Here is a 24733-nt window from a genome sequence, read left to right as displayed (position 1 = left end):
CATCTTTTCCATGACTTCCGAACTGAACCTGATCCCTGTCGTCGACCTGCTGAAGGGCCAGGTGGTGCGGGCCGTGCGCGGCGACCGCAAGGCCTACCGGCCGATCGTGTCGGCGCTGTGCGCCAGCAGCGATCCGGTGACGGTGGCGCGCATCCTGTGCGAACACTGCGCGGCGCGCCAGCTGTACGTGGCCGACCTCGACGCCCTGCAGGGCGGGGCGGTGCAGACCGGTGTGCTGGCCGATCTGCTGCAGGCGCTGCCGGGCATCGAGCTGTGGCTGGATGCCGGCTTGGCGGATGCATCGGCCGGCCAGGCGCTGCGCGAACAGCTGGCGCCTTACGCGCCCCGCATCGTGCTGGTGTTCGGCAGCGAATCGCTGCGTTCGCGCGAGGCGCTGGCGCGCTGTTTCGAGGCCACGGCCGCTGATGGCGCCGGCGACCCCGGGGCGGCGCTGTCGCTGGACCGGCGCGATGGCCAGCGGCTCGATGCTGCCGGCTGCTGGGACGCGGTGGAACTGTGGCCGAAGCGGCTGATCGTGATGACGCTGGAGCGCGTCGGCTCCGGCGCCGGCCCCGACCTCGAAACGCTGCAGGAGGTGAGGCGCCTGGCGCCGGGCGCCATGGTGATTGGTGCCGGCGGCATCCGCAGCGAGGACGACCTGGCGCGCGCGAGTGCGGCCGGCGCCGATGCCTGGCTGGTGGCCAGCGCGCTGCACGACCTGCAATTGCCACGCGTGCGCCGCTGATCTGCCGAAGCCGGTGCGACGAGGGTGGGTGAGGCGTGCCATCAGCCCGCTGTACACACGAACCGTGCCATCCACCGGCGGGCTCGCTTGCACTGCCGCCGGCCCCTGCCGGCACGCATTGACCGCCAAAAGCGCAACACTCTGTCTCACTTCGTGTGTGTCAACAGGGCGCCGTCCCAAGGCGCGGCGGCCCTTCGGGTGAATGGCACATGGCTTGCGTGGTGGCCTGCCCATGAATCAACCCGACACTGCCGCGCCGCCCGGCAATGCCCCCTGGACCTGCCCCTTTTGCCCCCTGCTGTGCGACAGCTTCGGCGTGGAGCTGGGCACGCCGCTCAAGCTCGTGGGCAGCGACTGTCCGCGCGCGCGCAAGGCGCTCGCCAATTTCGATGCCTCGGCCGGCGCGGCGCAGCCCCGGGCCGGCGGCCAGGACTGCGACCTGGACACGGCGATCGGCAAGGCCGCCTCGCTGCTCGCGGCCAGCCGCCAGCCCCTGTTCGGCGGCCTCGGCACCGACGTCGCGGGGGCCCGGGCGCTCTATGCGCTGGCCTGCGAGACGGGCGCCATCTGCGACCCGGCCCACGGGCAGGCGCTGATGCATGGCCTGCGCGCGCTGCAGGACCGCGGCGGCTTCAGCACCACCCTGGCGGAAGCAAGGACGCGGGCCGACCTCGTCGTCTGCATGACCGAGGAGCCGGCGGCGCACTATCCGGAGTTCTTCCGCCGCATCGGCGTGGGGGAGCGGGAAGGCGTGGCCGTGGAAACGCTGCCGCTGCACGGCGACCTGTTCGACACCGTGGCGCTGCTCGCGGCCCTCGTAGCGGGGCGTGTTTCGAAAGACGATGCCCGCGTGCCGGCCGGCCTGGCGGCGCTTTCGGCGCGGCTGCAGGCGGCGCGCTATGCGGTGCTGGTGTATGAATCGGGCCGGCTGCCGGCGCAGGGCGCGCTGATCGTCGAGGCGATCCAGCGCATCGTCGCCACGCTCAACCGCAGCACGCGCGCGGCCTCGCTGCCGCTGGGCGGCGGCGACGGCGCCTCCACCGTGAACCAGGTGTTCGCCTGGCTCTCGGGCCTGCCGCTGCGTTCGCGCGCCGGGCCGCTGGGCCTGGAGCATGAGCCGCTGTGCTTCGACGCGCAGCGCCTGCTGGCCGATGGCGCGGCCGACACGCTGCTGTGGGTGTCGAGCTACGGCCCCGAGCCCGCGCCGCCCGCTGCAGGCGTGCCGCGCATCGTGCTCGGCCATCCGGCAATGCGCGCGGCTCAGGATGCGCACGAGCTGGTGTTCATTCCCGTGTCCACACCCGGCATCGGCTCCGCGGGCCATCTGTTCCGCACCGACGGTTCGGTGCTGCTGCCGCTGCGGCCCGTGTACGAGGACGGGCTGCCGAGCGTGGCCGAGGTGGTCCGGCGCCTGACGCAGGCGGTGCAGGCGCTGAAGAAGGGGCGCGTGCAATGACGGCGACACTGCGCCTGCGCGGCGGCCGCGTCATCGATCCCGCGAACGGCCGCGACGAGGTGCGCGACCTGTACGTGCGCGATGGCCGCATGGTCGAGCTCGCGCCGAACGAAGCCGCCGCCGAGGAGATCGACATCGGCGGCTGCATCGTGATGGCCGGCGGCATCGACATGCACACCCACATCGGCGGCGGCAAGGTCAACCTCGCGCGCATGCTGCTGCCCGAAGACCACCGGGCCAACGCGAACCCCATCGCGCTGCCCGACAACGTGCTCGAGCTGGCCTCGTGCGGCACCTGCACGCCGGGCACGCTGGCCACCGGCTACCGCTATGTCGAGATGGGCTACACGGCGGCCTTCGAGCCGGCCATGATGGCCTGCAACGCGCGCCACGCGCACATGGAGATGGGCGACACGCCGATCCTCGACCACGGCGCCTACGTGATGCTCGGCAACGACGAGCTGTTCTTGCGCATGCTGACCGAGGGCTGGGACTTCGAGCGTATCCGCGACTACGCGGGCTGGACCATCAACGCCAGCAAGGCGATGGGCGTGAAGGTGGTGAACCCGGGCGGCATCTCGGCCTTCAAGTTCAACCAGCGCAAGCTCGACGTCGACGAGAACCACGTGCACTGGCAGGTCACGCCGCGGCAGGTGGTGCACACGCTGGCGCGCGCGCTGCGCGAGCTTGGCGTGCCGCATCCGCTGCACATCCACGGCAGCAACCTGGGCGTGGCCGGCAACATCCAGTCCACGCTCGACACCATCGCCGCGCTCGATGGCCTGCCCGGGCACCTGACGCACATCCAGTTCCACGCCTATGGCACCGAGGGGCCGAAGAAATTCTCCTCGGCCGCGCTGCAACTCGCGGAGGTGGTGAACGCCAACAAGAACGTCAGCATCGACGTCGGCCAGATCATGTTCGGCCAGACCGTCACGGCCTCGGGCGACACCATGCGCCAGCATGCGCAGTCGGGCCTGGCCGATCCGCGCAAGTGGATCGGTGCCGACATCGAATGCGAGGCCGGCTGCGGCGTGGTGCCGTTCCGCTATCGCGAGCAGAGCTACGTGAATGCGCTGCAGTGGGTCATCGGGCTGGAGATATTTTTGCTGGTCGACGATCCGTGGCGCGTGGTGCTGACTACCGACCACCCCAACGGCGGCCCGTTCACGAGCTATCCGCACCTGATCCGCCTGTTGATGGACCGCAGCTTCCGCGAGGAGCAGCTTGCCAAGCTGCATCCCGAAGTGGCGGCGCAGGCCGCGCTGCGCTCGATCACGCGCGAGCTCTCGCTGTATGAGATCGCGATCATGACCCGCGCCGGCCCCGCGCGGCTGCTGGGCCTGCGCGACCGCGGCCATCTGGGCGCGGGCGCCGCGGCCGACATTGCGGTGTACCGCGAGAACGCCGACCGCGAGGCCATGTTCGCGACGCCCGAATACGTGTTCAAGGACGGCGTGCTGGTCTCGCGCGCGGGCCGCGTCACGGCGGCGCCGGTGGGCGGCACGCACTTCGTCGCACCCGACTACGACCGCGGCATCGAGAAGCGGCTGCGCCGGCATCTTGCGGCGCAGGGTTCGGTCAACTTCGACCACATCGCCATCGGCCACGACGAGCTGTGCCAATGCTGCAACGGCGGGCGCCTGCTGCCGGCCGAGTGCTTCAAGGAGTCATCGTCGTGAAGGCCCTGGAGCGCAACGGCGTCGTCATCGACGAAACTTTTGCCGAGGCCTTTCCGATGAAGGCCACGCGCATCCTCATCACGGCGCACAACATGGCGTGGGCGCGCCATGCGGCGGTGTCGGCCACCGGCTTCGCGACCTCGGTGATCGCCTGCGGCTGCGAGGCCGGCATCGAGCGCGAGATATTGCCGGACGAATCGCCCGACGGCCGGCCCGGCGTGAGCGTGCTGATCTTCTCGATGTCGGGCAAGGAGCTCGGCAAGCAGCTCGAGCGTCGCGTCGGCCAGTGCGTGCTGACCTGTCCGACCACCGCGGTGTTCGCGGGCCTGCCGCGCGGCGCCCCAGGCAGCGACGTGGCCGCGCTCGGCAAGAACCTGCGCTTCTTCGGCGACGGCTGGCAGATATCGAAGGTGATCGACGGCGTGCGCTACTGGCGCGTGCCGGTGATGGACGGCGAGTTCGTCGCGCAGGAAGACACGCCCGTGGTGAAGGCCGTGGGCGGCGGCAACCTGCTGCTGCTGGCGCGCGATACCGATGCCGCGCTGGCCGCCGCCGAGGCCGCGGTGGCGGCGATGAAGCGGCTGCCCAACGTGGTGATGCCGTTCCCGGGCGGCGTGGTGCGATCGGGCTCGAAGGTCGGCAGCCGCTATGCGAACCTCAACGCCTCGACCAACGATGCCTTCTGCCCGAGCCTCGTGGGGCTGGTGGCGCACAGCGAACTGGCGGGCGGAACTTCCGCACAGGAGATCGGCTGCGTGATGGAGATCGTGATCGACGGCCTGACCGAGGCCGACGTGGGCGCCGCCATGCGCGTGGGCATGGAAGCGGCCATTGCCATCGGACCGGCGGGCGGCCTGCTGCGCATTTCGGCCGGCAACTACGGCGGCAAGCTGGGGCCGTTCCATTTCCACCTGCACAAGCTGCTGGGCGCGGCGGGAGACGCGCCATGAGCGGTTGGCACTTCAGGCTGCGGCAGGCGCCCGCGCTGCGCGTCGATCTGCGCGGCATCACGCCGGCCGCGCTCGCGGAACTCTCGGCTGCGCAGGTCGGGCAGCTGCGCGTGGGCCATGGCAACGCGATGCTGGCGCTGGCCGAGCTGTTCGATGTTGCGCCCGGGACGGAGGAGGGCACACTTCGCTTCGAAGGCGATCTCGGGCGCTTCGACCGCATCGGCTGGCAGATGGACGGCGGGCGCATTCGCGTCGAGGGCGATGCGGGCCACTATGCCGGCGGCTGCATGCGCGGCGGCGCGCTGCAGATCGATGGCAGTGCCGGCCTGCTGGCCGCCTGCGAAATGGCTGGCGGCAGCATCGACGTGAAGGGCGACGTCGGCGACTTCGCGGCCAGCACCTTGCCCGGCAGCATGGACGGCATGCGCGGCGGCACCCTCGTGGTCCACGGCCAGGCGGGCGAGCGCTTCGGCGACTGCATGCGCCGCGGGTCTGCGATTGTCCATGGCGATGCGGGCGCGTTCCTGGGTTCGCGCATGGTGGCGGGCACGATCGCCGTCGGCGGCAAGGCCGGCGCGCATGCGGGCTACGGCATGCGCCGCGGCAGCATCGTTTTTGCAGCGCCGGGCGCGGCGCTGCCGGCGGGCATCGAGGCGGCGTTGACCTTTGTGCCGAACCGCACCGCAACGCCGGTGTTCTGGGCCCTGCTCGCGCGGGATCTGGCGCGCCACGGCGGAGCTTTCGCGGCCTTGCCCGCACGCCGCATCGAACGCCACCTGGGCGATCTTTCAGCCGATGGCAAGGGCGAACTCATCGTGTGCCCCTGACCCGTCCCGGCCCTTTTTTTCAAACCACTCCTGAATTCCTTTCCATGACGCATCCCTATCTTTTCCATGCCGGCGAAGCCACCGTCCTTGCCAAGGAAGGCCAGTTCACCGACGCCATGCCCGAGATCCTGATCGGCGCGACCGATGGCCCCGTGGGCCAAGCCTTTGCCAACATGATGGCGCAGAGCAAGGGCCACACCGCGATGTTCGCGATCCGCGCCTGCAACCAGCTCGTGCGGCCCGCGACCATCATGGTGCCCAAGGTCACGCTGAAGGACGTGGCCAACATCGACCTGTTCGGCGGCGTGGTGCAAAGCGCAACCGCCGATGCGGTGGTCGACTGCCTGATCGATGGCATCATTCCCCGGGAACATGCCAACACGCTGTGCATCATCAGCCTGGTGTGGATCGATCCGCGCTGCGCCAAGGACCAGAACCTCGACAAGAAAGACATGTACCGCACCAACTACGAAGCCACCAAGCTCGCGATCCGGCGTGCGCTGAACAACGAGCCGTCGGTGGACGAGCTGATCGCCAACCGCCACCGCATCAAGCACGACATGGACGACTGGAGCTGACCTTGCCTTCGTTCGCGCTCCTCGACGATTGCGGCTCGACGCCCGCGCGGCCCACCAGCCGGCTGCACACCGGGTTCGTGCGCGAGCACCGCTGCGCCGACCCGGCCGAGCTCGATGCGGCCTGGGCGCGCGTCGATGCCGACCTGCGGCAGGGCCTGCACGCGGTGCTGCTGGCCGACTACGAATGGGGCGCCAGGCTGCAGCGTGCAGGGCATGCACGGCTTGCGGCCGACGATGCCTCGGCGCTGCGTGTGCTGATGTTCCGCGACTGCGCCATGCTCTCGTCTGACGAGGTCGCCAGCTGGCTGGAGCAGCTCGAGGCGAGCGAGGCCAATCCGCCGCAGCCCGTCGGCGTGATGGACCTGCAGCCCAGCATCGACGAGCCGGCCTTCACCGAGGCCATCGCGCGCATCCACGGCGCCATTGCCGCGGGCGAGACCTACCAGGTCAACTTCACCTACCGGCTGCACGGCCAGGGCTATGGCTCGCCCGTGGCGCTGTACCGGCGCCTGCGCGAACGCCAGCCCGTGGCCTACGGCGCGCTGATCGCCCTGCCCGAAGGCCAGTCGAAGACGGGGGAGGGCGACATCACCCACGTGCTCTCGTGCTCGCCCGAACTCTTCCTGCGCCACGATGCGGGCGTGCTCACCGCGCGTCCCATGAAGGGCACCGCGGCCCGCGCCGATGCGCCTGAGGGCGACAGCGAAAGGGCGCGCCTGCTCTCGGTCGACACCAAGAACCGCGCCGAGAACGTGATGATCGTCGACCTGCTGCGCAACGACATCGGCCGCGTGGCGCAGATCGGTTCCGTCAAGGTGCCGACGCTCTTTGCCATCGAGCCCTATGCCACGGTGTTCCAGATGACCTCGACCGTAGAGGCGCGGCTGCGCGCCGGCGTCGGCATGCCCGAGCTGCTGCGGGCGGTGTTTCCCTGCGGCTCCATCACGGGCGCGCCCAAGCACCGCACCATGGAATGGATCGGCGAACTCGAAAGCACGCCGCGCGGCCTCTACTGCGGTGCGATCGGCTGGATCGATGCGCCCGCGGAGGGCGCGGCCATCGGCGACTTCTGCCTGTCGGTCGCCATCCGCACCCTCACGCTGGGCGCGCCGCAGAAGGGCCTGCGGCCGCTGCGGCTGGGCATTGGCGCCGGCATCGTGCAGGACAGCATTGCGGCCGACGAGTTCGAGGAGTGCCTGCTCAAGGCGCGCTTTCTCACCGCGCTCGATCCGGGCTTCGAGCTGTTCGAGACCATGCTGGCCACGCCCGGCGAGGGCATCCGCTACCTGGACCGGCACCTCGCGCGGCTGGCGCACAGCGCACGCGCGCTGGGCTTCCGGCTCGACCGCGATGCCGCGATGCAGGCGCTGCGGGAGGCCTTGCCCGCGCTCGCACCGGGCCAGCCTTCGCGCCTGCGGCTCGCGCTGGCGCACGGCGGGCGCATCGGCATCACGCATTCGCCGCTGCCGCCCTTGCCGCCGGGCGCAGTGAAGCTGCTGATCGCCGACCAGCGGCTGCCCAATGCGAACCCGCTGGCGGCCCACAAGACCACCGTGCGCCAGCACTTCGACGCCGGCGTGCGGGCGGCCGAACGCGCCGGCGCCTTCGACAGCCTGTTCTTCACCGAAGACGGCCGGCTTGTCGAAGGCGGGCGCAGCACGGTGTTCGCACGCATCGGCGGACGCTGGTGGACGCCGCCCGTTTCCGATGGCGCGCTGCCCGGCGTGATGCGCGGCGTGCTGATCGAAGACTCGATCTGGGAGGCCACCGAACGCAGCCTGTCCCGGCAAGACCTGGAAGCCGCGCAGAAGCTGGTGGTGTGCAATGCGCTGCGCGGCGTGCTGCCGGCGCGGCTGGTTCAGCAAGCGCAGCCGCACGAGGCGGCCGCCGCTTGAGAAGCCGGGCCCGCGCCCCGCTCGACCGGGCTTGCCGATGAAGCTGGCGCTGTTCGACCTGGACCACACGCTGATTCCGTTCGACAGCGGCATGGCCTGGACGCGCTTCCTGGTGGCGCGCGGCGTGCTGCCGGCCGATGCCGAGACGGTCTACCTGGGCTACTGCCAGCAGTACGTGGACGGCACGCTGGACATCCATGCGCTGCACCGCGCGAGCGTGGCGCCGCTCGCAAGCTTCGGCATGGCCGCCCTGCGCCGATGGGCGGCGGAGTTCGAGGCCGAGATCGCGCCGCAGGTGCCCGAGCCGATGCGTGCGCTGGTGCGGCGCCACCAGGACGCGGGCCATGTCTGCGCCATCGTGACCGCCACCACCCGCTTCATCGCCGAGCCTTTCGGCCGCCTGTTCGGCGTGGCCGACGTGCTGGCGACGCGCTCTCTGGTGATCGACGACACGCTCGATGGCGCCATCGACGGCGACCCGTGCTACGGCGTGCACAAGCTGATGCATGTGAACCAGTGGCTCGCCACGCGCGGCACGCGGCTCGATGCGCTCGAGCAATCGTGGTTCTATTCCGATTCGGCCAGCGACCTGCCGCTGCTGGGTGCCGTGTCCGATCCGGTGGCGGTGGCGCCCGACGATCGCCTGCGTGCCCGGGCCGTCGAGGCCGGCTGGCCGATCATCGAGCGAATGCCGAGCGGCTAGACCTGGATCAGCCCCCAGCGCAGCGCCACCCAGGTGAGTTCCGCCTGGTTGGTGGCGCCCAGCTTCTGCTTGACGCGGTACAGGTGCGAGCCCACCGTGCTGAGCGAAAGATTCAGCGTGCTGGCAATCTGTGCCACCGTCATGCCGCGCGCGAGCTGGATGAAGACCGAGAACTCGCGCTCGCTGAGCAGGTCGGCCGGGTTGGCCTCGCCCTCGATCTGCGCCGTGGCCAGCGCCTGCGCGGTGTTGGCGTCGATGTAGCGGTCGCCGCGCGCCACGGCCTTTACCGCGGCAATCAGCGCATCGGGCGCACTGCGCTTGGCCAGGTAGCCGAGCGCGCCGGCGCGCAGCACGCGGCGCGGATGGATCGTGTCCTCGTGCGCCGACAGCGCCAGCACGCGCGCCTTGGGGTCGTGCGCGAGCAGGCGGCGCAGCGCCTCCAGGCCGCCCATGCCGGGCATCGACAGGTCCATCACGACCACGTCGGGCCGCACCTGCGGATAGTCCTGACAGGCCTGCTCGCCGGTGTCGGCCTCGGCCGCCACTTCGATCTGCGCGTCGGCCAGCAGCATGCGAAAGCCCATGCGCACCAGCGCATGGTCGTCCACCAGCATCACTCGAATCGGCTGAATCGCCTGGGTCATGTGTTCTCCGCAGTGGCCGCCGGCAAGGGCAGGCGCACCGTCAATTGGGCGCCGCTGGGCGCGGCGGGTTCAAGGCGCAGGTCGCCGCCCAGGCTGTCGATGCGCTCGGCCAGCCAACGCAGGCCATAGTGCCCTGTGCTGGTTTCCCTGGCGGCATCAGGGCCGGGCAGGCCGCGCCCGTCGTCGGTCAGCGTGAGCTTCACCGTCTGTTCGTCGCCCTGCAGGGCCAGCACGATGCGCTGCGCCTCGCCATGGCGCAGCGCGTTGGTGATGCCTTCCTGCGCGGCGCGGTACAGCACCAGCGCGGTGTCGGTGTCGAGCCGCAGGCGGTCGAGTTCGATCTCCAGGTGCCACTCGACCTGCACGCCGCCATGGCTGTTGCGGGTTCGCTCGACCAGGTCCTCGAGCGCGGCCACCAGGCCGAACTTGTCGAGCACCAGCGGCGTCAGGCGCGGGATCATGCCGTGCATGGCCGTGTAGAGCCGCCCCGATTCCTCTGCGATCAGCCGCGCCGCCTGCTCGGACTGCGGATCGAGCGCCTGCACGCGCTGCGCGATCGACAGGGCCATGCTGCGCATCGCGGTGACCGACTGGCCCAGCTCGTCGTGCAGTTCGCGGGCAATGAGACGGCGCTCCTGCTCGATCTTCTGGTCGACCCAGCGGCCCAGCTCGCGGCTTTCGGACAGGCGGCTCTCGGCGCGCACGGCGCGCCGCTCGGTCTCGATGTGCTGCTGCAGCATGCCGACCATGCGGTTGAAGGCGGCGCCGATGGCCGCCGCCTCGGTACCGGGCAGGGCGCGCAGGGAAACATCGAAGCGCCCGCTCTCGAGCTGGTTCAGTGCGTGCACGATGTCCGCGAACGGGCGCGTCGCGCGGCCCACGAGCCAGAACACGCCCGCGTTGACGATCGCCAGCAGGCCCAGCGCACTGAGCGTCAGCAGCACGAAGTCGTCCCACGCGTCGAGCACGGCGCGCGACGCGTTGGAACTCACCATCAGCTTGCCCCCGGGAAAGGCAATCGACATTTGCGACGGCGGCGGCGAGACGAGGCGATCGAACCAGTCGGGCGCATCGCGGCCGGCCTTGTAGACCGAAGTCGGCGAGCTGTACAGCACGCGCTCCTCGGTGTCGAGCAGCGTGATGTCGTTGGAGCGCACACGGCCGACGCCCTGCAGGAACGACAGCATGGCCGGCGTGCCCTGGGCCGCGTAGAGCCAGGCGGTGCGGTTCAGCAGCTGCGCGGCCACGCGGTTGGCCGCCACCACTTCCTCGTGCACCGATTCGCGCATGGCGCGCATCTGCAGCGCGAGCATGGCCGCGACGAACAGCATCGTCAGCAGGCTGACGATCAGGTTGATCTTCAGGCGCAGCGTCATGGTGCGGGCGCATCGCCGAAGTGGCCGTGCCGCGCGTAGCCGTCGAGCGCGGCGACCATGGCGGAGGCCATGGCCGGGTGCGTGGGATCGTGGCCTGCGCCGTCGATCCATCGCAGCCGACTGTGCGCAATGCGGTCGTGCACGGCCTGTGCGCCATGCGGCGCGCAGATGCGGTCGTCGCGGGAATGCAGCAGCAGGGTGGGCACGCGGGGCAGAGCGGCCAGGCGGTCCAGCAGCGGGGGCGCATCGAGCCAGCAGCGGTGCAGCAGGTAGTGGCTCTGCACGCGGTAGCGGTGGACCAGTGCGTCGAGCGTTTCGCCCTCGGGTTCGGCTTGAGCGGCCGGCGGCTCGCTGGTTGCGGCTCCCGCGCCGCGCGCCAGCGTCTGCTCCCAGCGCCACCAGGCGAGCGCGAGCTGGCGGGCGCCATTGGCCGGCGCTTGCTGCAGCCCGCGGGCCAGGAAGCCCAGCATGTCATGGCGCTCGCCGGCCGGCGCCATCGAAGCGAAGCGCGCCCATGCGGCGGGTGCGCGGCCGGTGCTGTCCTGGAAGAAGGCGCCGATCTCTTCGGCGCTCGGCAGGAACACCGCACGCAGCAGCAGCGCCGCCACCGCTTGCGGCTCGAACGCCGCATGGGCCAGCGCCAGCGTGGCGCCCCACGAGCCGCCGACCACCAGCCAGCGCGGCACGCCGAGTTGCTCGCGCACGCGGCGCAGGTCGTCGAGCAGGTCGGCCGTGCGGTTGTGCACCGTCGCGCCGCGCGGGCGGCTTCGGCCGGCGCCGCGCTGGTCGATGCTGATCACGCGGTAGCGCGCCGGATCGAAGAAGCGGCGCAGCAGCGGCGAGTTGCCCGAGCCGGGCCCGCCGTGCAGGACCGCGGCGCAGATGCCTTCCGGATTGCCACCTTCTTCTACATGCAGCACATGGCCATGCGGCACCTCCAATGCGTGGGTGCGCCAGGGAGGAGATTCGGGGTACAGGCCGGTGGGAAGCACGAGGGCGATGGTACGCGGTGGCCCTGTAGCCGCTATTCATGAAAATCATGAAGTGCGAATCATGATTTCATGGCTGGGTCTGGCCGGTGCATGGGTTCAAGATGGGTACCGGAGCACACGAAGTTCCCGCAGCCGCCACGTGGCGCTGTGCAACCTTGCAGGAGACACCCTATGAAGTGGGAAACCCCGACGGCCACCGATCTTCGCTTCGGCTTCGAGATCACGATGTACGTCAGCGCTCGTTGAGCTGCGCCTCGCCACAACCCGCCCCGGTACTCCCGGGGCGGGTTGTTTAGAGCCCCTGCGTCTTTCTTCTTTTTTCATTTCCCGATGCGCATCACCGTCCTGGGCTCGGCCGCCGGCGGCGGCTTTCCGCAGTGGAACTGCAACTGCCCCAACTGCGCCGGCGTGCGCAGCGGCACGGTGCGCGCCAAGCCGCGCACGCAGTCGTCGATCTTCGTGCGCCCCGACGAGGGCGAGGACGGCGTGCTGTTCAACGCATCGCCCGACATCCTGGAGCAGATCCGCAGCAGCCCCATCTTGCAGCCAGCGCGCGCGATGCGCGACACAGCCATCGCCGGCGTGGTGCTGATCGACGGGCAGGTTGACCATGCCACAGGCCTCTTCATGCTGCGCGAGCGCGGCACGCCGCTGCCGCTGTGGTGCACCGACCCGGTGGCCGAAGACCTGAGTGAGGGTAATCCCGTGCTGCGCGTGCTGTCGCACTACTGCGGCGTGGCGCGCCACGCGATCACGCCGGGCGGCAATTCCTTCGAGGTGCCCGGCGTGCCCGGCCTCGTCTTCCGCGCGATGGCGCTCACCGGCAAGGCCGCGCCGTACTCGCCGCACCGCGAGCAGCAGGTGCCGGGCGACAACATCGGCGTGACCATCCTCGACCGCAGGAGCGGCAAGAGCCTGTTCTACGCGCCGGGCCTGGGCGCCATCACGCCGCCCGTGTTCGATGCCATGGCCAGCGCCGACGCCGTCATGGTCGACGGCACCTTCTGGACCGACGACGAGATGGTTCGCCTGGGCGTGAGCAGCAAGCGCGCGCGAGAGATCGGCCACCTGCCGCAGTCGGGCGAGGGCGGCATGATCGAGTGGCTGTCGAAGCTGCCCGCCACCACCGCGCGGCGCATGCTGATCCACATCAACAACACCAACCCCATCCTCGACGAGGACTCCGATGAGCATGCGGCGCTGCGGCGCGCAGGCATCGAGCCCTGCGAGGACGGGATGACGATCCAACTCTGAAAAAGGCACCGAGCCCGCCATGCACGCCGACAGGATCCAAGATTCACCGCGCCCGGCCACAGGCAGCGACAAAGCCGGCCCGGCATGGAGCCGCGAGGAATTCGAAGCCAAGCTGCGCGAGCGCGGCCGCAGCTATCACATCCACCATCCGTTCAACGTCATGCTCAACAGCGGCCGGGCCACGCCCGAGCAGATCCGCGGCTGGGTGGCAAACCGCTTCTACTACCAGATCGCGATCCCGATCAAGGACGCGGCCGTGCTCTCGAACTGCCCCGACCAGCAGGTGCGCCGCGGCTGGGTGCAGCGCATCCTCGACCACGACGGCTTCGAGCTCGGCGGTATCAAGGACGAAGGCGGCGTCGAAGCCTGGCTGCGGCTGGCCGAGGCCGTGGGGCTCACGCGCGAAGAAGTGCGCGACCTGCGCCACGTGGTGCCCGCGGTGCGCTTCGCGGTCGATGCCTACGTGAACTTCGCGCGCCGCGCGCCCTGGCAGGAGGCCGTGTGCTCCTCGCTCACCGAACTGTTCGCGCCCGAGATCCACAAGCAGCGCCTGGCCACCTGGCCCGAGCACTATGCGTGGATCGAGCCGGCGGGCCTCGGCTACTTCCGCAACCGCGTGAGCCAGGCGCGGCGCGACGTGGAGCAGGGCCTGGCGATCACGCTCGACCATTTCGACACCCGCGCGCTGCAGGAGCGCGCGCTCGAGGTGCTGCAGTTCAAGCTCGACATCCTGTGGGCCATGAACGACGCGATGGCGACGCGCTACGGCGTGAACGGCGCATGACCGCGAACAAGACCATGCTCAGCGCCGAAAGCAAACCCCGCGTCGGCCCCGGTTTCCGGCTGCAGTGGGAGCCGGCGCAGGAATGCCATGTGCTGCTCTACCCCGAGGGCATGGTGCGGCTCAACGGCAGCGCGGGCGAGATCATGAAGCGCTGCGACGGCGAGCGCAGCGTCGCCGCCATCGTGGCCGACCTGGAGCAGGCCTTCGACACCACCGGGCTCGAACCCGAGGTGCGCGGCTTCGTCGAGCTGGCAGGGCAGCAGAACTGGCTGCGCTGGGACCCCGCATGACCACCGCCGCGCCGCCGCGCCCCGGACCGCCGCTGTGGCTGCTGGCCGAGCTGACCTACCGATGCCCGCTGCATTGCGTGTTCTGCTTCAACCCGGTCGACTTTGCGCAGCAGGAGAACGAACTGGGCACCGAGGACTGGCTGCGCGTGCTGCGCGAGGGCCGCGAGCTCGGCGCGGTGCAGTGCGGCCTCTCGGGCGGCGAGCCGCTCCTGCGCGACGACCTCGAGATCATCATTGCCGAGGCCGCGCGCCTGGGCTACTACACCAACCTGCTGACCTCGGGCGTCGGCCTCACGGCGCAGCGCGCCGCCGCACTGAAGGCCGCGGGGCTGGACCACGTGCAGCTGTCGTTCCAGGACTCCACGCGCGAGATGAACGACTTCCTCTCGCACACCAAGACCTTCGAGCTCAAGAACCGGGTGGCGAAGATCATCAAGGACCAGGGCTGGCCGATGGTGCTGAACGTGGTGATCCACCGCATGAACATCGACCACATCGACCGCATCATCGAGATGGCGCACGAGATGGGGGCCGAGTACCTCGAGCTTGCCAACACCCAGTACTACTCCTGGGCCTTCGTCAACCGCGACCAGCTGCTGCCCACGCACGAGCAGCTGCGCCATGCCGAGGAAGTGACCGATGCCTGGCGCAAGCGGCTCGGCGAGCGCATGCGCATCTTCTTCGTGGCGCCCGACTACCACGAGGGCAAGGCCAAGAAATGCGTGAACGGCTGGGGCAGCATGTTCCTCACCGTGGCGCCCGACGGCACCGCGCTGCCTTGCCACACGGCCAAGATGCTGCCGGGCCTCGAATTCCCGAGCGTGAAGGCGCACAGCCTGCGCGAGATCTGGTTCGATTCGGAAGGCTTCAACCGCTACCGCGGCACCGGCTGGATGAAGGAGCCCTGCGCGAGCTGCGACCAGCGCGAGCAGGACCTGGGCGGCTGCCGCTGCCAGGCCTACCTGCTGGCGCAGGACGCGGCCGCGGCCGATCCGGTGTGCGCGAAGAGCCCGGACCACCACCGCGTGGTCGAGGCGGTGGCGCATGCGGCTGCGCGCGACCCTGCGGCGCCGACGGAGCATCCGCTGGTGTTCCGCGATCCCGCCAATTCGCGGCGGCTTTCTGCGGCGCTCGTCACGCCGGACGCGTGAGGCCGCGCGGCGCCGCGCCGCGGTCGGTGGCTTTTTTCTTTCGCCTCACCGGGCGCCGCGCACGCAGCCAGCCCAGATCCGGCGCGAAGCGCCACGCCAGCAGCAGCAGCGCCAGCAGCGCGGGAATCCACCGCAGGTCCGTGTCGGCCGGCTGATACTGGGCGTAGCGGCGGTCCAGCATGGCGGTCTTCAGGGCCTCGGGCGTGTTCAGTCGCCGGTAGTTCACGCCGACCAGTTCGGCCAGCGCGCGCAGGTGGTCCTGCCGCAGTTCGGAGAGGTGTTCGTGGTTCAGCGCGCTGCCGATGGCCGAGCCCTGCACCACCTCGTCGGCCCGCCAGTAGCCGGCGGGCTCGCCGTTGCTGCCGGTCTTGGGAATCGGCATCGGCACGTCGCCGCCCACGCCGATCAGCCAGCCCTGGACCTCGCCGGGCTTGATGTCCGTCATCGGCGGTGTCTCGTTGATGCGCAGCGGCGGCGATTCCTGCCCGTCGCTGATGAAGACGAAATGCGTGCCGGGCCCGACGCTGCGGGCCCCGCGCACGGCCCAGGTCACGCCCTTGCTCACGTTGCTGGCGTTGGCCCAGCGCATGCGGCCGTCGATGCGCTCGAGCGAGGCCAGCAGTTCTTCATAGTGGCTGCAGACCTCGACCGGCGAAAGGATCACCAGCGAGCGGTAGTCTGCAAAAACGCTCCAGCCCACCTTGGAGCCGCAGGGCAATGCGCCCAGCACCTCGCGCATGGCGGCGCGCGCGAGGGTGAGGCGGCTCACGGCCGCGTGGTCGAGCTCCACATCCTCGACGTTCATGCTTTGCGTGATGTCGAAGCTGACCTGCCAGTTGAACACCGGCCGCTGCAGCTGCACGCGCGGCGGCCAGACCGCGAGCGCCAGCAGCAGCAGGGCGAGCACCAGCGGCCAGCTGCCGGTGCTGCCGCCGATGCGCCGCCAGGCGGCGTGCCACTGCTGCGGCAGCGGCGGTTTCACGGCAGGTCCCCGGCAACGAAGCCCGGCACCCGCACGCGGCGCTGCTCGTGCGCCGGCTGCTGCTCGGCCGAGAAGGCTTCCTGGTCCTCGGGCGCGAGCCGCAGCGCGCGCTCCAGGTTGTAGCGCGCGTCCCAGTCCTCGGGCGCGGCGCGCAGCAGGTCGCGCAGCCGCTGCTTGCCGAGCTCGAACAGCGGCAGCGCCCCGGCCTCCTGCGCCATGCCCTGGCGCAGGTACATGTTGCCCAGGTTGAACAGCGCCTGCCGCGCGACCGGGTCGCGCTCGCCGGCCTGGATCAGGCTCGCGTAGCCCTTGAGCGCGGCGTCGTGCGCGCCGGCCTTCGAGAGTGCCAGCGCCTGGGCCAATTGCAGTTCGCGCGGCGCCGAGATCGGCGCAGCCGCCGCGTCCTTGCCGACCGGCGCGGCGGCAATGCGCGCGATCTCGGTGTTGAGGTGCATCGTCTGGCGCAGCCGCAGCCCGCGCTCCAGCGCCACGCCCACGCAGCACAGGCTCAGCACGCCGAAAACCAGGTGAACCGTGCGTCGCTTCATGAAGTTTCTTTCCGCCAGCTCTGCAACTGCACGGCGCGGCAGGCGAGCAGGCCCGCGCAGCACAGCATGGCTGCCAGGTAGAACGCCGCGCCGTGGTCGCGCCGCGGCACCCGCTCGTGGATGGTGAGCGGAAAATTCTGCTGCCGGTCGATCTCGGCCATGGCGGCGGCCATGGCATTGGAATCGTCCACCTGGTAGAGCCGGTAGGGCGTGCTCAACGTCTTGAAGAACTGGTGCAGGGCCAGTTCCTCGCCAAGGCCATAGGCCGAGACCGTTTCGGTGTTGAGGTTGGGCGAATTGGGGCCGCTGCGCACGTAGATCCAGTACAGGCCGATCTTCTCGCGCGCGAGGCCGGCGTGGACGCGCTGGCGCGTCGGCTCGTCGAGCTGGGCCCCGCCGTCCGAAACGATCAGGATCACGCGGCTGCCCGAATAGCTGCGGCCCTCGAACTCCTCGATGGCCGCGAGCAGCGCCAAGCCCATGCGGGTTTCGGGCAGGCCGCGGCCGATGGCGGTGGCGGCAAGCGCAGCCTGCACGGTGTCGGTCTTCTGCGTGAACGGCACCACCGCGATCGGCACCGTGCTGAAGGTCATGAACGCAAAGCGGTTGTCCGGCCGCTTGGCGACGAATTCGCTCAGCAGGTCGCGCACGACCTTGGCCTTGGGCTCCTGCGACATGCGGCCCGCGGTCTGCAGGCCGTTGGTGTGCACCGTCGCATCCATGCTGCTGCTGCGGTCCATCAGGATCAGCACCTCGGCGCCGCGCCCGGCGCGCTCGACCACCGCGCCCGACTGCCCCGGCCCCGCGAGCCCGAGCACTGTGAAGGCCAAGGCGCCGACCGCGAACGCGCGCCACAGAAAGCCGACCAGGCGGCCGACGCGGTCAGCCGGCAGCCAGGCCACATACGAAAAACCCAGCGTGTCGCTTCGCTTGCGCAAGAGCGGCAGCAGCGCAAGCGGCAGCAGCGCGAGCATCCAGGGCTGGGCGAGGTCGAAGCGCATGGCTTTGTCCGCCGGTCAATGCCGGTGGCGTTTTTCCGCGTTGCGCAGCGCGCGGCACAGCGGCTTGAGCGGATAGGCGGCCTGGGCCTCGGCCGGTGCGGCCGTGCTTTCGGCGAAGAAGAAGCGCCGGGTCGACTCGCGGTAGAAATCTTCCAGCCGCGGCTGCAGCGGACGCAGGTAGGGTGCGTCGGCCAGCAGCTGCGGCAGGCTGGCGCCGTGCACGACGCGGCCGGCGCTCCGGTTGAGCGCGCGGTGCAGTACGCGCCATGCCTCGGGGCTCGCGGGGTCGTCGATGCGCTTGAGTTCGCGCCAGGCATGCGCGAACGGAAGCTGCTGCGCTTCGCGCATGTTGCGCCAGGCCCACCAGGCGAGCCAGGCCAGCAGCACCGCGAGCAGCGCAAGCAGCGAGAACTTCAGATGCTGTTCGATGGGGTAGGTCGCAAGTGCCGCGACCGGGCGGTCCGGCCGCAGCGGCTGCAGGTCGCCCTGGCCGAAGGCTTCCACCGGCGCCAGCGGCCCGATGCTCACCGGCCAGGCCGGCAGCGCGAGCGCGGGGCCCGAGGCAGTGGCGATCGTCAGGGCCGGCAGCGAGATGGCGGCCAGCGCGCGCGGGGCGTTGATGACCTGGTATTCGACGGCGAGCCAGCGCTTGCCCTGCGCATCGGTCTCGATGCGCGCCGGCCTGCGTTCGAGCCAGAGATCGATGCGCGCCGCGGTGGGCAGCGCGCCGGGCTCGATCGGCCGGCCGTGGTGTTCGAGCAGCACGCGCTGCGTGAGCACATCGCCGAGCACATGGCCGAAGCTGCGCGGCTGCTCGATGGTGGCGGCTGTGGTTGCGGCTGCGGCGGGTATGGCGGGATCGGCGGCGTGCGCAAAACCGCCGGGCAGGGCGGCCAGCACCAGCGCCAGTACAGCGGCATGAACGAGGCTCATGCCGCCGTCTCCAGGAAATAGCGCGTGAGCGCCTCGGCCTCGAAGCGGCCCTGCAGGTGAAAGGGCGGCATGCCGTGCGCGTTGAACAGCGCCGTGAGTTCAGCGCGGCGCACCGCGACCGATTCGCGCCACCGCGTGCGCAGCGAATCGCGCATCCACAGGCTGCGCCGCGCGCCGGTCTCGGCGTCGCGCAGCGCGACCAGCGCGCGGGCATCGGGCGGTTCGATTTCGGCCGGGTCCCAGACCACCAATGGAACAACACAGGCGGGCGAGAACTGTTCGAGCAGCTCGCCGAGCGCGCCGATCGGCCAGTGGAAGTCGGACGCGAGAAACACCAGCCCGCCGCGGCCCACCAGCCGTTCGGTGGCGCGGCGCAGGCCGGCCAGCGCGCGGTCGTCCGTCGGTGGCGCGCTGGAGGCCGCATCGCATTCGCGCAGCATCCGCGCCATCAGGCTGCCGTTGCCGCGGCTGTGGCGCGCTGGCACGAAGAGGTCCTGGCGCTCGCGCTGGTCGAAGGCCAGCAGGCCGACCGCGTCGCCTGCGCGAAAGGCGCTGTAGCCCAGCGCCTCGACCAGGTCGGCCACCACGTCGAGCTTGCGGCGCTCGGCGCCGAAATGCATCGACGCCGACACGTCCACCACCACGTGCACGGGAATCGCCACGCGCAGCCGATGGATGCGCACCAGCCAGTCGCCGCGGCCCTCGCGCAGGCTCGCGCGCAGGTCGATGCGGCGCGGGTCGGGGTGGTCGAACAGCCGCCGGTGCGCGGCGAATTCCTGCCCGCTGCCCTGGCTCAGGCCGCGCTGCGCGCCCGGGCGCCAGCCGCCGAAACGGCGCGGCAACTGGTAGTGGAATTCGTCGACGCGGTCCATGGCATCAGGGGGCGGCGATCTTGTCCATGATCTGCGTCACCAGCGCTTCGGACAGTTCCGCCCGCCGCAGTTCATACACAGGCGTGAAGAAGACGCGATGCCCGAGCACCGAGGGCAGCACCGCCGCCAGGTCGGCAGGTTCCAGGTGCGAGCGGCCTTCGAGCCAGGCCACGGTGCGCGCCGCGCGCAGCAGCGCGCTCATGCCGCGCGGGCTGGCACCGGCCAGGATCAGGCGGTCCATGTCCACGCCGTCGAGCCGGATGCCGAATTTCTGCGGCGCCTCGGTGGCTTCCCACACGTCGAGCACATAGCGCTCGATGGTCTCGCTGGCGCGCACGCTGCGCTGCACTTGCGCGCCGATGGCGTTGAGCCGGTCCCAGGGCAGGATGGCGGGCGCCACCTGGTCGATCAGGCTTTCGGTGTCGTGGTAGGCGGTGTCGAACACCAGCGACTGTCGAATGCCGCGGTCGGCCGGCTTGGGCATGTTCAGCTCGAACATGAAGCGGTCGCGCGCCGCCGAAGCCAGCTCGAAGGTCTCTTCGCGCTCGACCTTGTTGCGGTCGGCGAACACCGTCATGTGCGGAAAGCTGTACTCGCGGTCGAAGGCCGACACTGTGCGCTCGGCCATCGCGCGCAAGAGCAGCGACTGCACCTGCGGCCGCGCCCGGTTGATCTCGTTGAAGAAGAAGGTGACCAGGCGCTCGCCGTGGCGCAGCAAGGGCCCCGGGTCAATGCGCGGCCGGCCTTCGGCGTCCACGTAGGTGTGATAGACCAGGTCGCCGGGCATCAGGTCGACCGTGCCCTCGACGCGCTCGAAGTCGCCGCCGATGGCGCGCGAGAAGGCGCGCAGCACCGTGGTCTTGCCCACGCCCACGTCGCCCTCGAGCAGCACATGGCCGCGCGCGAACAGCGCCACGTTGATGAGGCGGATCGTTTCGGCCTGGCCGATCACCGCCTTCGCGACTTCGCTTTCGACGCGCAGCGCGAGGCGGCGCCAGTCTTCGAGTTGTTCTTCGGTGCCCATGGTGGTGTCCGGTGCCCTGGGCTACTTCGACTCCATCATCTTCTTGAGGTGGGCGAGCCCGTCGCGGTAGACGCCGGTCACGGCCTTGATGGCGGCTTCGTCGTTCTTGTCCGGCGGCGGATCGTTGTTGGGGTAGCCGCGGTAGAAGGCGCCGCGCCATTCGACGACCGACTTGCCGCCGTCGGCCACCACCGAGAGCACGGAGGTGTAGTTGGTGACCGGCAGCGCGCCGCCGTCCTTGGCGCGGTAGTTGTATTTCATCTTCGCGTCGTCGTAGCCCTCGAGCGTTTCGACGAGCATGCCCCCGTCCTTGAGCTTGACGGTGCGCACCGAGCCTTCGGCATTGCCCTTGTCGGCCGCGCTGTCGGCCACCGCCGGATGCCAGTCCTTCAGCGCGTTGAAGTTCTTGATCTTGGCCCAGACGGCATCGGCCGGGGCCTCGATGGTGACTTTCTCGCTCACCTTCTGGCGCGTGGGCCCGTGGGCCTGGCTCGGGGCCGATGCGGCAAGCAGAATCGATGCGAGAAGAACGGAGAGCGCCCGTCGGCCGGAGGGATGTGTCGGCATGGAAATATCCGTGATGAGGTGGGAAGAAAAAAAGGTCGGTTGAAAAAAACAGGTCAGGGCTCCATCGGCGCGCCGATGAAGGCGCCGAAGCCGCGGCTGTTCTGTCCCGTGGCAATGGTCTTGAGCTTCTGCCCGCTCGCGGCGTCCAGCACCTGCACGTTGTCGTCCATCCAGTTGACGACATAGACCCGGTCGCCGTGCGCGGCAATGCCTTCCGGGTAGGCAAAGCCGGGGAGGGTGCGCAGCAGCTTCAGCGAGGCGGCGTCGATCACGCTGACCGAGTCTTCGTGCTGGTTGGTCACGTAGAGCAGCGCGCCGCCCTCGGCCAGCGCCGCGCCGTAGGGCGCCTTGCCGACCTTCACGGTGGCAATCACGGCCGGGCGGACGATGTCGCGCATGTCCACCACCGAGACGTCGTTGCTCTGCACGTTGAGCGCATAGAGGCGCGAGCGCGGCGCGTCGTAGAACAGCGCGAACGGATGGCTGCCGACGCGCACGCGCGCCAGCACGCGCCGCGCGGCGGTGTCGACCACGGCCACGCTGTCGTCGTCGCGCTCGGCCACGAAAACGGCGGCGCCGCCGGGATGCGCGGCCACGCCAGCGGGCGCGCGGCCGACCGCGATCGAAGCCAGCGGCTTGGCGGCGCCGGCGGCCTGCGCATCGAGCACCAGCAGCCGGCTGCTGTACCAGTCGGCCACGTAGAGGCGCTGGCCGTCGGCCGAGATGTCAATGCCCACCGGCCCGTCGCCGGCCGGCAGCGTGTTCACGACCTTCTGCTGGCGCATGTCGATGACAGAGATGGTCTTGCTGTCGGGGTTGGAGACGAAGGCCCGGCCCGCGCGGCTCGACGCCACCACGCCGGCCGGCGAGCGGCCCACGGGCACCGTGGCCACCACCTGCTGCGAGGCGAGGTCGATCACCGACACGTCGTGGCTGCCCTGGTTGGTGATGTAGGCGAACGGCGAGGCCCAGGCCGGGCTGCACAGCAGCAGCATCGCGGCAAGCCCGGCGTGCACAGGTGTCGCGGTACCTGTCATGGCGCTGTGCCCGGGACGCGGCTCAGCGCGCGGTCGGCGGGCCGATGAAGCAGCCCTTGTTGGCCTTGGCCTGCAGCGCCTTGTAGCGCTTGATGTCGGCCTGCAGCTTTTCCGAATCGCGGATGTAGCCGCCGCGCTCGCCGCCGATGGTGGTGGCCTTGGCCGCGGTGCTCAGGTCCACGTATTCCGAGTATTTGATTTCCCTGGCCAGCGCGTCGACCGCGCAGGAGCACTTGCTGGCCATTTCGAAGTGGCCGGCATCAGGGTGGGCCGCGATGCATTCCTGCACGTACAGCACGCGGTCCAGCGTGGGAAAGTCGTTGGCATGCGTCGCGCCATGCACGGCCATCGGCAGGCCGAGAAGACAGAGAAGAAGACGGACTGTTTTGTTCATGGCGTTCGCTGGAAGGATTTCTTGGGCGGCAACAGGCACTAGCGCGCCGGCGCCTTGGCCCCGTCGATCAGGAGCTCCTCGACCATGAGGGGCTGGGCCGCGGCGCTGTCGCCCGGAATGGAGGTGCGAATGCCGTAGACGCCGCCCGGCACCGCGTCGGACAGCGTGAAGCGGTAGGTCTTGGTCGCGAACTTTTCGTACTTTGGCCGGTTCGGGTCGTCCAGGAAAGGGCTGAAGACGATTTCCTTGCCCTTGATGGCGCGGCCCTGGTAGCGCAGCGCCACGTCGCGCACTTGGGCGTCCTGGTAGATCCCCATGCGGATGCGCTTGCGGAAGTGGTATTCGGAGCCGCGCGTGAGGCGCTTCATTTCGCGCACGTCGTGCTCCAGGAAATAGAGGATCACGGGATTGCCTTCGGCAGCCGGCACGTCGGGCACCGCGAGCTTGTGCGCACCGCTCAGGAACACGCCCTTGGCATCGCAGCAGCGGCCGTCTTCCTTGGCGCTCAGGGACACCGTCACGCTGTCGGCAAACGCTTCCTCGAAGCTGCCGGTCTTGCCGAAGGTGTAGCGCAGCAGCATGGGCGCCTGCAGGTCCTTGAGCTGCGGCGTCATGAACAGCAGGCGTTCGGCGGGCGAGAAGTCGCGCTTGTCGGGCTCGGCCTGCGAGGCCGGGGGAGACAAGAGAAGAACGCAGAGCGAAGCGGCGATGGCGAAGCGCATGGGAAAGAAGAACGAAGAGCGGCAACTCAGTTGGTGGGAACCCCGAACGATGCATCGACCACCGGCACGCCGAACTCCTTCAGGATGGCCTGGATCTCGGGTGCCTTGGACTCGATCAGCCCTTCGACCTGCTGCTTCCATTCGCGCTCTCCGTAGCGCACGCCCATGGCCATCTGGTAGTCGAGGCGCACGCCCTTTTCGGACTTGAGCGGCACCACGACGAGGGCCGGGTTCTTGACGCGCCGCGCGAAGTAGCCCGCGATCGGGCCCCAGACCACCACGGCATCGAGCTTGCCTTCGGCCAGGTCCTTCTCGACGATCTCGCCCGGGTACTGCGCGGGGTCGGCGCTCATGAGCTTGTAGGGCACGCCTTGCTCCAGCAGGCCGTGCTTGTTGAGCCATTGCGAGGCCGGCGAGCGGTCGTAGATGCCGATGCGCAGCGACTTGAGCTTGGCCGCATCGAGTTTGAGGAAGTCTTCCGCCGAGGCCACGTTGTCCATGCCCTTGCCCTTGGGAAAGACCAGCGCGTAGGTCGAGCGGTAGTAGGGCTTGGTGACCGAGACTTCGTCGAGCCCGACGGGCACGCCCATCACGATGTCGCAGGGATAGTCCTGGCCCGGCAGCTTGAAGCGCAGCGTGTTGCGGAAGAAGGCCAGCCGCTGCGGGAACGAGTAGTAGGTGACCGGCAGGCCGAGCGCCTTGCCGAACAGCTCGGCGATGCGGTTCTCGATGCCTTCTGCCTTGGTGTTGGAGAAGGGCATGTTGTTGGGGTCCTGGCAGACGCGCAGCGCCTTGCGCGGCGGGGTCTCCTGGGCCGCGGCCGGAACCAGCGCGCAGCAGCAGGCTGCGCCCAGGAGGCCCGCCCGCAGGCGGGCGCCGATGGAAAGGGGCTTGGCAGCACGCTGCCGGGTGGTCATTTGTTTTCTTCCACTCGGGCGCGGGTGATGGCGCCGTCGGACCGGCCCTTGAGGTAGGCGTAGAGCTGGTTGATGTTCTCCATCACCGCCGGGTTGTTGCCGAAGCTCTGCATGCCCTTGTCGAGCCTGCCGTCGCGCACGGTCTTGATGAAGTCTTCCTTCTTCATCGTCTTGAGGCTGTTGATGAGGGACGGTCCCACCATGCCTTCCTGGTTGGGCCCGTGGCAGCGGTCGCAGGCCGCGGAGCGCCAGGTGCGGAAACCCTTCATGGTTTCGGGATCCACCTTGTAGCCGTCGGTGACCTTGTAGGGCGCGGGGTCTGGCGCGGCAATGGCCAGTGTGCAGGCCACGCCGGCAAGCAGGACGAGGGAAGGCAGCAACGTTGACTTACGAAATTTCATGGCTCCTG

The 24733-nt window shown here is 69.8% G+C and carries 28 protein-coding genes; 13 read left to right on the top strand and 15 right to left on the bottom strand.

The window, feature by feature from the left end; genetic code table 11:
- Positions 1-10 precede the first annotated feature (10 nt).
- The 8 genes from AC1DSC_RS08925 (at position 11) to AC1DSC_RS08890 (ending at position 8836) form a co-directional block, all read left to right on the top strand.
- The gene (locus AC1DSC_RS08925) at positions 11-745 is read left to right on the top strand and encodes a HisA/HisF-related TIM barrel protein (protein ID WP_018904590.1); all 735 of its coding nucleotides are present in this window, start codon (positions 11-13) and stop codon (positions 743-745) included.
- Between the two features lie 232 nt (positions 746-977).
- A complete protein-coding gene (locus tag AC1DSC_RS08920; RefSeq protein ID WP_436287805.1) occupies positions 978-2201 on the top strand; it encodes a molybdopterin-binding domain-containing protein in 1224 nt (407 codons plus the stop codon).
- Positions 2198-3883 (top strand): formylmethanofuran dehydrogenase subunit A, encoded by a 1686-nt coding sequence (locus tag AC1DSC_RS08915; RefSeq protein ID WP_436287804.1) that lies wholly within the window; start codon positions 2198-2200, stop codon positions 3881-3883. Before AC1DSC_RS08920 ends, AC1DSC_RS08915 begins: the two co-directional genes overlap by 4 nt.
- Positions 3880-4833: a formylmethanofuran--tetrahydromethanopterin N-formyltransferase gene (gene fhcD / locus AC1DSC_RS08910; RefSeq protein ID WP_436287803.1), complete on the top strand. Its 954-nt coding sequence runs from the start codon at positions 3880-3882 to the stop codon at positions 4831-4833. The genes AC1DSC_RS08915 and fhcD overlap by 4 nt, the downstream gene beginning before the upstream one ends.
- Positions 4830-5660 carry a formylmethanofuran dehydrogenase subunit C gene (locus AC1DSC_RS08905; protein WP_436287802.1) on the top strand — a complete coding sequence of 277 codons (831 nt, stop codon included), beginning with the start codon at positions 4830-4832 and terminating at the stop codon, positions 5658-5660. The genes fhcD and AC1DSC_RS08905 overlap by 4 nt, the downstream gene beginning before the upstream one ends.
- 44 nt (positions 5661-5704) lie before the next feature.
- Positions 5705-6238, top strand: coding sequence for a formaldehyde-activating enzyme (gene fae / locus AC1DSC_RS08900; RefSeq protein WP_319438318.1), 534 nt, complete (start codon positions 5705-5707; stop codon positions 6236-6238).
- 2 nt (positions 6239-6240) lie between these two features.
- Positions 6241-8133, top strand: coding sequence for a chorismate-binding protein (locus AC1DSC_RS08895; protein ID WP_436287801.1), 1893 nt, complete (start codon positions 6241-6243; stop codon positions 8131-8133).
- Between the two features lie 37 nt (positions 8134-8170).
- Positions 8171-8836, top strand: a complete 666-nt coding sequence (locus tag AC1DSC_RS08890; RefSeq protein ID WP_436288297.1) for an HAD family hydrolase — start codon at positions 8171-8173, stop codon at positions 8834-8836.
- Here the strand turns inward: AC1DSC_RS08890 and AC1DSC_RS08885 are convergent.
- The 3 genes from AC1DSC_RS08885 to AC1DSC_RS08875 are packed head-to-tail and all read right to left on the bottom strand — an operon-like array spanning position 8833 to position 11848.
- Entirely contained in the window at positions 8833-9480 is a 648-nt protein-coding gene (locus tag AC1DSC_RS08885; RefSeq protein ID WP_021007691.1) for a response regulator, read from the bottom strand. The genes AC1DSC_RS08890 and AC1DSC_RS08885 overlap by 4 nt on opposite strands.
- Positions 9477-10856, bottom strand: coding sequence for a histidine kinase (locus AC1DSC_RS08880; protein WP_278880672.1), 1380 nt, complete (start codon positions 10854-10856; stop codon positions 9477-9479). Before AC1DSC_RS08880 ends, AC1DSC_RS08885 begins: the two co-directional genes overlap by 4 nt.
- A complete protein-coding gene (locus AC1DSC_RS08875; protein WP_436287800.1) occupies positions 10853-11848 on the bottom strand; it encodes an alpha/beta fold hydrolase in 996 nt (331 codons plus the stop codon). The genes AC1DSC_RS08880 and AC1DSC_RS08875 overlap by 4 nt, the downstream gene beginning before the upstream one ends.
- 171 nt (positions 11849-12019) lie before the next feature.
- On the opposite strand from AC1DSC_RS08875, the gene pqqA reads away from it, so the two are divergent.
- From pqqA to pqqE, 5 genes are all read left to right on the top strand, one after another.
- Positions 12020-12094: a pyrroloquinoline quinone precursor peptide PqqA gene (pqqA, locus tag AC1DSC_RS08870; RefSeq protein ID WP_010100094.1), complete on the top strand. Its 75-nt coding sequence runs from the start codon at positions 12020-12022 to the stop codon at positions 12092-12094.
- A gap of 84 nt (positions 12095-12178) precedes the next feature.
- Entirely contained in the window at positions 12179-13102 is a 924-nt protein-coding gene (pqqB, locus tag AC1DSC_RS08865; protein ID WP_012748156.1) for a pyrroloquinoline quinone biosynthesis protein PqqB, read from the top strand.
- 19 nt (positions 13103-13121) lie between these two features.
- Positions 13122-13886, top strand: coding sequence for a pyrroloquinoline-quinone synthase PqqC (gene pqqC / locus AC1DSC_RS08860; RefSeq protein WP_436287799.1), 765 nt, complete (start codon positions 13122-13124; stop codon positions 13884-13886).
- Positions 13883-14176 carry a pyrroloquinoline quinone biosynthesis peptide chaperone PqqD gene (pqqD, locus tag AC1DSC_RS08855; RefSeq protein WP_436287798.1) on the top strand — a complete coding sequence of 98 codons (294 nt, stop codon included), beginning with the start codon at positions 13883-13885 and terminating at the stop codon, positions 14174-14176. The genes pqqC and pqqD overlap by 4 nt, the downstream gene beginning before the upstream one ends.
- A complete protein-coding gene (gene pqqE, locus AC1DSC_RS08850) occupies positions 14173-15327 on the top strand; it encodes a pyrroloquinoline quinone biosynthesis protein PqqE (protein ID WP_436287797.1) in 1155 nt (384 codons plus the stop codon). The genes pqqD and pqqE overlap by 4 nt, the downstream gene beginning before the upstream one ends.
- Here pqqE and AC1DSC_RS08845 read toward each other — a convergent pair.
- The 12 genes from AC1DSC_RS08845 to AC1DSC_RS08790 are packed head-to-tail and all read right to left on the bottom strand — an operon-like array spanning position 15311 to position 24725.
- Complete coding sequence (locus AC1DSC_RS08845; RefSeq protein WP_436287796.1) at positions 15311-16309, bottom strand: vWA domain-containing protein; 999 nt, start codon at positions 16307-16309, stop codon at positions 15311-15313. The genes pqqE and AC1DSC_RS08845 overlap by 17 nt on opposite strands.
- Positions 16306-16857 carry an MxaK-like protein gene (locus AC1DSC_RS08840; RefSeq protein WP_012748151.1) on the bottom strand — a complete coding sequence of 184 codons (552 nt, stop codon included), beginning with the start codon at positions 16855-16857 and terminating at the stop codon, positions 16306-16308. The genes AC1DSC_RS08845 and AC1DSC_RS08840 overlap by 4 nt, the downstream gene beginning before the upstream one ends.
- Positions 16854-17858 (bottom strand): vWA domain-containing protein, encoded by a 1005-nt coding sequence (locus tag AC1DSC_RS08835; protein ID WP_436287795.1) that lies wholly within the window; start codon positions 17856-17858, stop codon positions 16854-16856. Before AC1DSC_RS08835 ends, AC1DSC_RS08840 begins: the two co-directional genes overlap by 4 nt.
- Positions 17859-17873: 15 nt before the next feature.
- On the bottom strand, positions 17874-18791 hold the full coding sequence (locus tag AC1DSC_RS08830) for a calcium incorporation protein MxaA (RefSeq protein ID WP_436287794.1): 918 nt from the start codon (positions 18789-18791) through the stop codon (positions 17874-17876).
- Positions 18788-19663 carry a DUF58 domain-containing protein gene (locus tag AC1DSC_RS08825; RefSeq protein ID WP_436287793.1) on the bottom strand — a complete coding sequence of 292 codons (876 nt, stop codon included), beginning with the start codon at positions 19661-19663 and terminating at the stop codon, positions 18788-18790. The genes AC1DSC_RS08830 and AC1DSC_RS08825 overlap by 4 nt, the downstream gene beginning before the upstream one ends.
- A 4-nt stretch (positions 19664-19667) precedes the next feature.
- Positions 19668-20687, bottom strand: coding sequence for an AAA family ATPase (locus tag AC1DSC_RS08820; protein ID WP_436287792.1), 1020 nt, complete (start codon positions 20685-20687; stop codon positions 19668-19670).
- A gap of 21 nt (positions 20688-20708) precedes the next feature.
- Complete coding sequence (locus AC1DSC_RS08815; RefSeq protein ID WP_436287791.1) at positions 20709-21254, bottom strand: SRPBCC family protein; 546 nt, start codon at positions 21252-21254, stop codon at positions 20709-20711.
- A gap of 53 nt (positions 21255-21307) precedes the next feature.
- Positions 21308-22291, bottom strand: coding sequence for a YVTN family beta-propeller repeat protein (locus AC1DSC_RS08810; protein ID WP_436287790.1), 984 nt, complete (start codon positions 22289-22291; stop codon positions 21308-21310).
- Positions 22292-22313: 22 nt separating this feature from the next.
- Positions 22314-22685 carry a hypothetical protein gene (locus tag AC1DSC_RS08805; protein ID WP_038107147.1) on the bottom strand — a complete coding sequence of 124 codons (372 nt, stop codon included), beginning with the start codon at positions 22683-22685 and terminating at the stop codon, positions 22314-22316.
- Between the two features lie 38 nt (positions 22686-22723).
- Positions 22724-23407 (bottom strand): hypothetical protein, encoded by a 684-nt coding sequence (locus AC1DSC_RS08800; RefSeq protein ID WP_436287789.1) that lies wholly within the window; start codon positions 23405-23407, stop codon positions 22724-22726.
- Positions 23408-23433: 26 nt separating this feature from the next.
- Positions 23434-24324 carry a quinoprotein dehydrogenase-associated putative ABC transporter substrate-binding protein gene (locus tag AC1DSC_RS08795; protein ID WP_018904570.1) on the bottom strand — a complete coding sequence of 297 codons (891 nt, stop codon included), beginning with the start codon at positions 24322-24324 and terminating at the stop codon, positions 23434-23436.
- Positions 24321-24725, bottom strand: coding sequence for a c-type cytochrome (locus AC1DSC_RS08790; protein WP_012748141.1), 405 nt, complete (start codon positions 24723-24725; stop codon positions 24321-24323). The genes AC1DSC_RS08795 and AC1DSC_RS08790 overlap by 4 nt, the downstream gene beginning before the upstream one ends.
- Positions 24726-24733 lie beyond the last annotated feature (8 nt).

It is taken from the genome of Variovorax sp. 01N425, assembly GCF_056399465.1.
The sequence above is the reverse complement of the archived record's forward strand: the minus strand, read 5'-3'. Positions and strand labels throughout refer to the sequence as shown.

Bases quoted from the DNA above. Each gene is read 5' to 3' on its own strand.
- pqqD (WP_436287798.1), top strand. From the start codon at position 13,883: ATGACCGCGAACAAGACCATGCTCAGCGCCGAAAGCAAACCCCGCGTC.
- pqqC (WP_436287799.1), top strand. From the start codon at position 13,122: ATGCACGCCGACAGGATCCAAGATTCACCGCGCCCGGCCACAGGCAGC.
- AC1DSC_RS08790 (WP_012748141.1), bottom strand. From the start codon at position 24,725: ATGAAATTTCGTAAGTCAACGTTGCTGCCTTCCCTCGTCCTGCTTGCC.
- fae (WP_319438318.1), top strand. From the start codon at position 5,705: ATGACGCATCCCTATCTTTTCCATGCCGGCGAAGCCACCGTCCTTGCC.
- AC1DSC_RS08890 (WP_436288297.1), top strand. From the start codon at position 8,171: ATGAAGCTGGCGCTGTTCGACCTGGACCACACGCTGATTCCGTTCGAC.
- AC1DSC_RS08905 (WP_436287802.1), top strand. From the start codon at position 4,830: ATGAGCGGTTGGCACTTCAGGCTGCGGCAGGCGCCCGCGCTGCGCGTC.
- AC1DSC_RS08800 (WP_436287789.1), bottom strand. From the start codon at position 23,407: ATGCGCTTCGCCATCGCCGCTTCGCTCTGCGTTCTTCTCTTGTCTCCC.
- AC1DSC_RS08885 (WP_021007691.1), bottom strand. From the start codon at position 9,480: ATGACCCAGGCGATTCAGCCGATTCGAGTGATGCTGGTGGACGACCAT.
- AC1DSC_RS08805 (WP_038107147.1), bottom strand. From the start codon at position 22,685: ATGAACAAAACAGTCCGTCTTCTTCTCTGTCTTCTCGGCCTGCCGATG.
- pqqE (WP_436287797.1), top strand. From the start codon at position 14,173: ATGACCACCGCCGCGCCGCCGCGCCCCGGACCGCCGCTGTGGCTGCTG.
- AC1DSC_RS08795 (WP_018904570.1), bottom strand. From the start codon at position 24,324: ATGACCACCCGGCAGCGTGCTGCCAAGCCCCTTTCCATCGGCGCCCGC.
- AC1DSC_RS08830 (WP_436287794.1), bottom strand. From the start codon at position 18,791: ATGAGCCTCGTTCATGCCGCTGTACTGGCGCTGGTGCTGGCCGCCCTG.
- AC1DSC_RS08825 (WP_436287793.1), bottom strand. From the start codon at position 19,663: ATGGACCGCGTCGACGAATTCCACTACCAGTTGCCGCGCCGTTTCGGC.
- AC1DSC_RS08815 (WP_436287791.1), bottom strand. From the start codon at position 21,254: ATGCCGACACATCCCTCCGGCCGACGGGCGCTCTCCGTTCTTCTCGCA.
- AC1DSC_RS08880 (WP_278880672.1), bottom strand. From the start codon at position 10,856: ATGACGCTGCGCCTGAAGATCAACCTGATCGTCAGCCTGCTGACGATG.
- AC1DSC_RS08810 (WP_436287790.1), bottom strand. From the start codon at position 22,291: ATGACAGGTACCGCGACACCTGTGCACGCCGGGCTTGCCGCGATGCTG.
- AC1DSC_RS08835 (WP_436287795.1), bottom strand. From the start codon at position 17,858: ATGCGCTTCGACCTCGCCCAGCCCTGGATGCTCGCGCTGCTGCCGCTT.
- AC1DSC_RS08840 (WP_012748151.1), bottom strand. From the start codon at position 16,857: ATGAAGCGACGCACGGTTCACCTGGTTTTCGGCGTGCTGAGCCTGTGC.
- AC1DSC_RS08925 (WP_018904590.1), top strand. From the start codon at position 11: ATGACTTCCGAACTGAACCTGATCCCTGTCGTCGACCTGCTGAAGGGC.
- AC1DSC_RS08820 (WP_436287792.1), bottom strand. From the start codon at position 20,687: ATGGGCACCGAAGAACAACTCGAAGACTGGCGCCGCCTCGCGCTGCGC.
- AC1DSC_RS08915 (WP_436287804.1), top strand. From the start codon at position 2,198: ATGACGGCGACACTGCGCCTGCGCGGCGGCCGCGTCATCGATCCCGCG.
- AC1DSC_RS08920 (WP_436287805.1), top strand. From the start codon at position 978: ATGAATCAACCCGACACTGCCGCGCCGCCCGGCAATGCCCCCTGGACC.
- pqqB (WP_012748156.1), top strand. From the start codon at position 12,179: ATGCGCATCACCGTCCTGGGCTCGGCCGCCGGCGGCGGCTTTCCGCAG.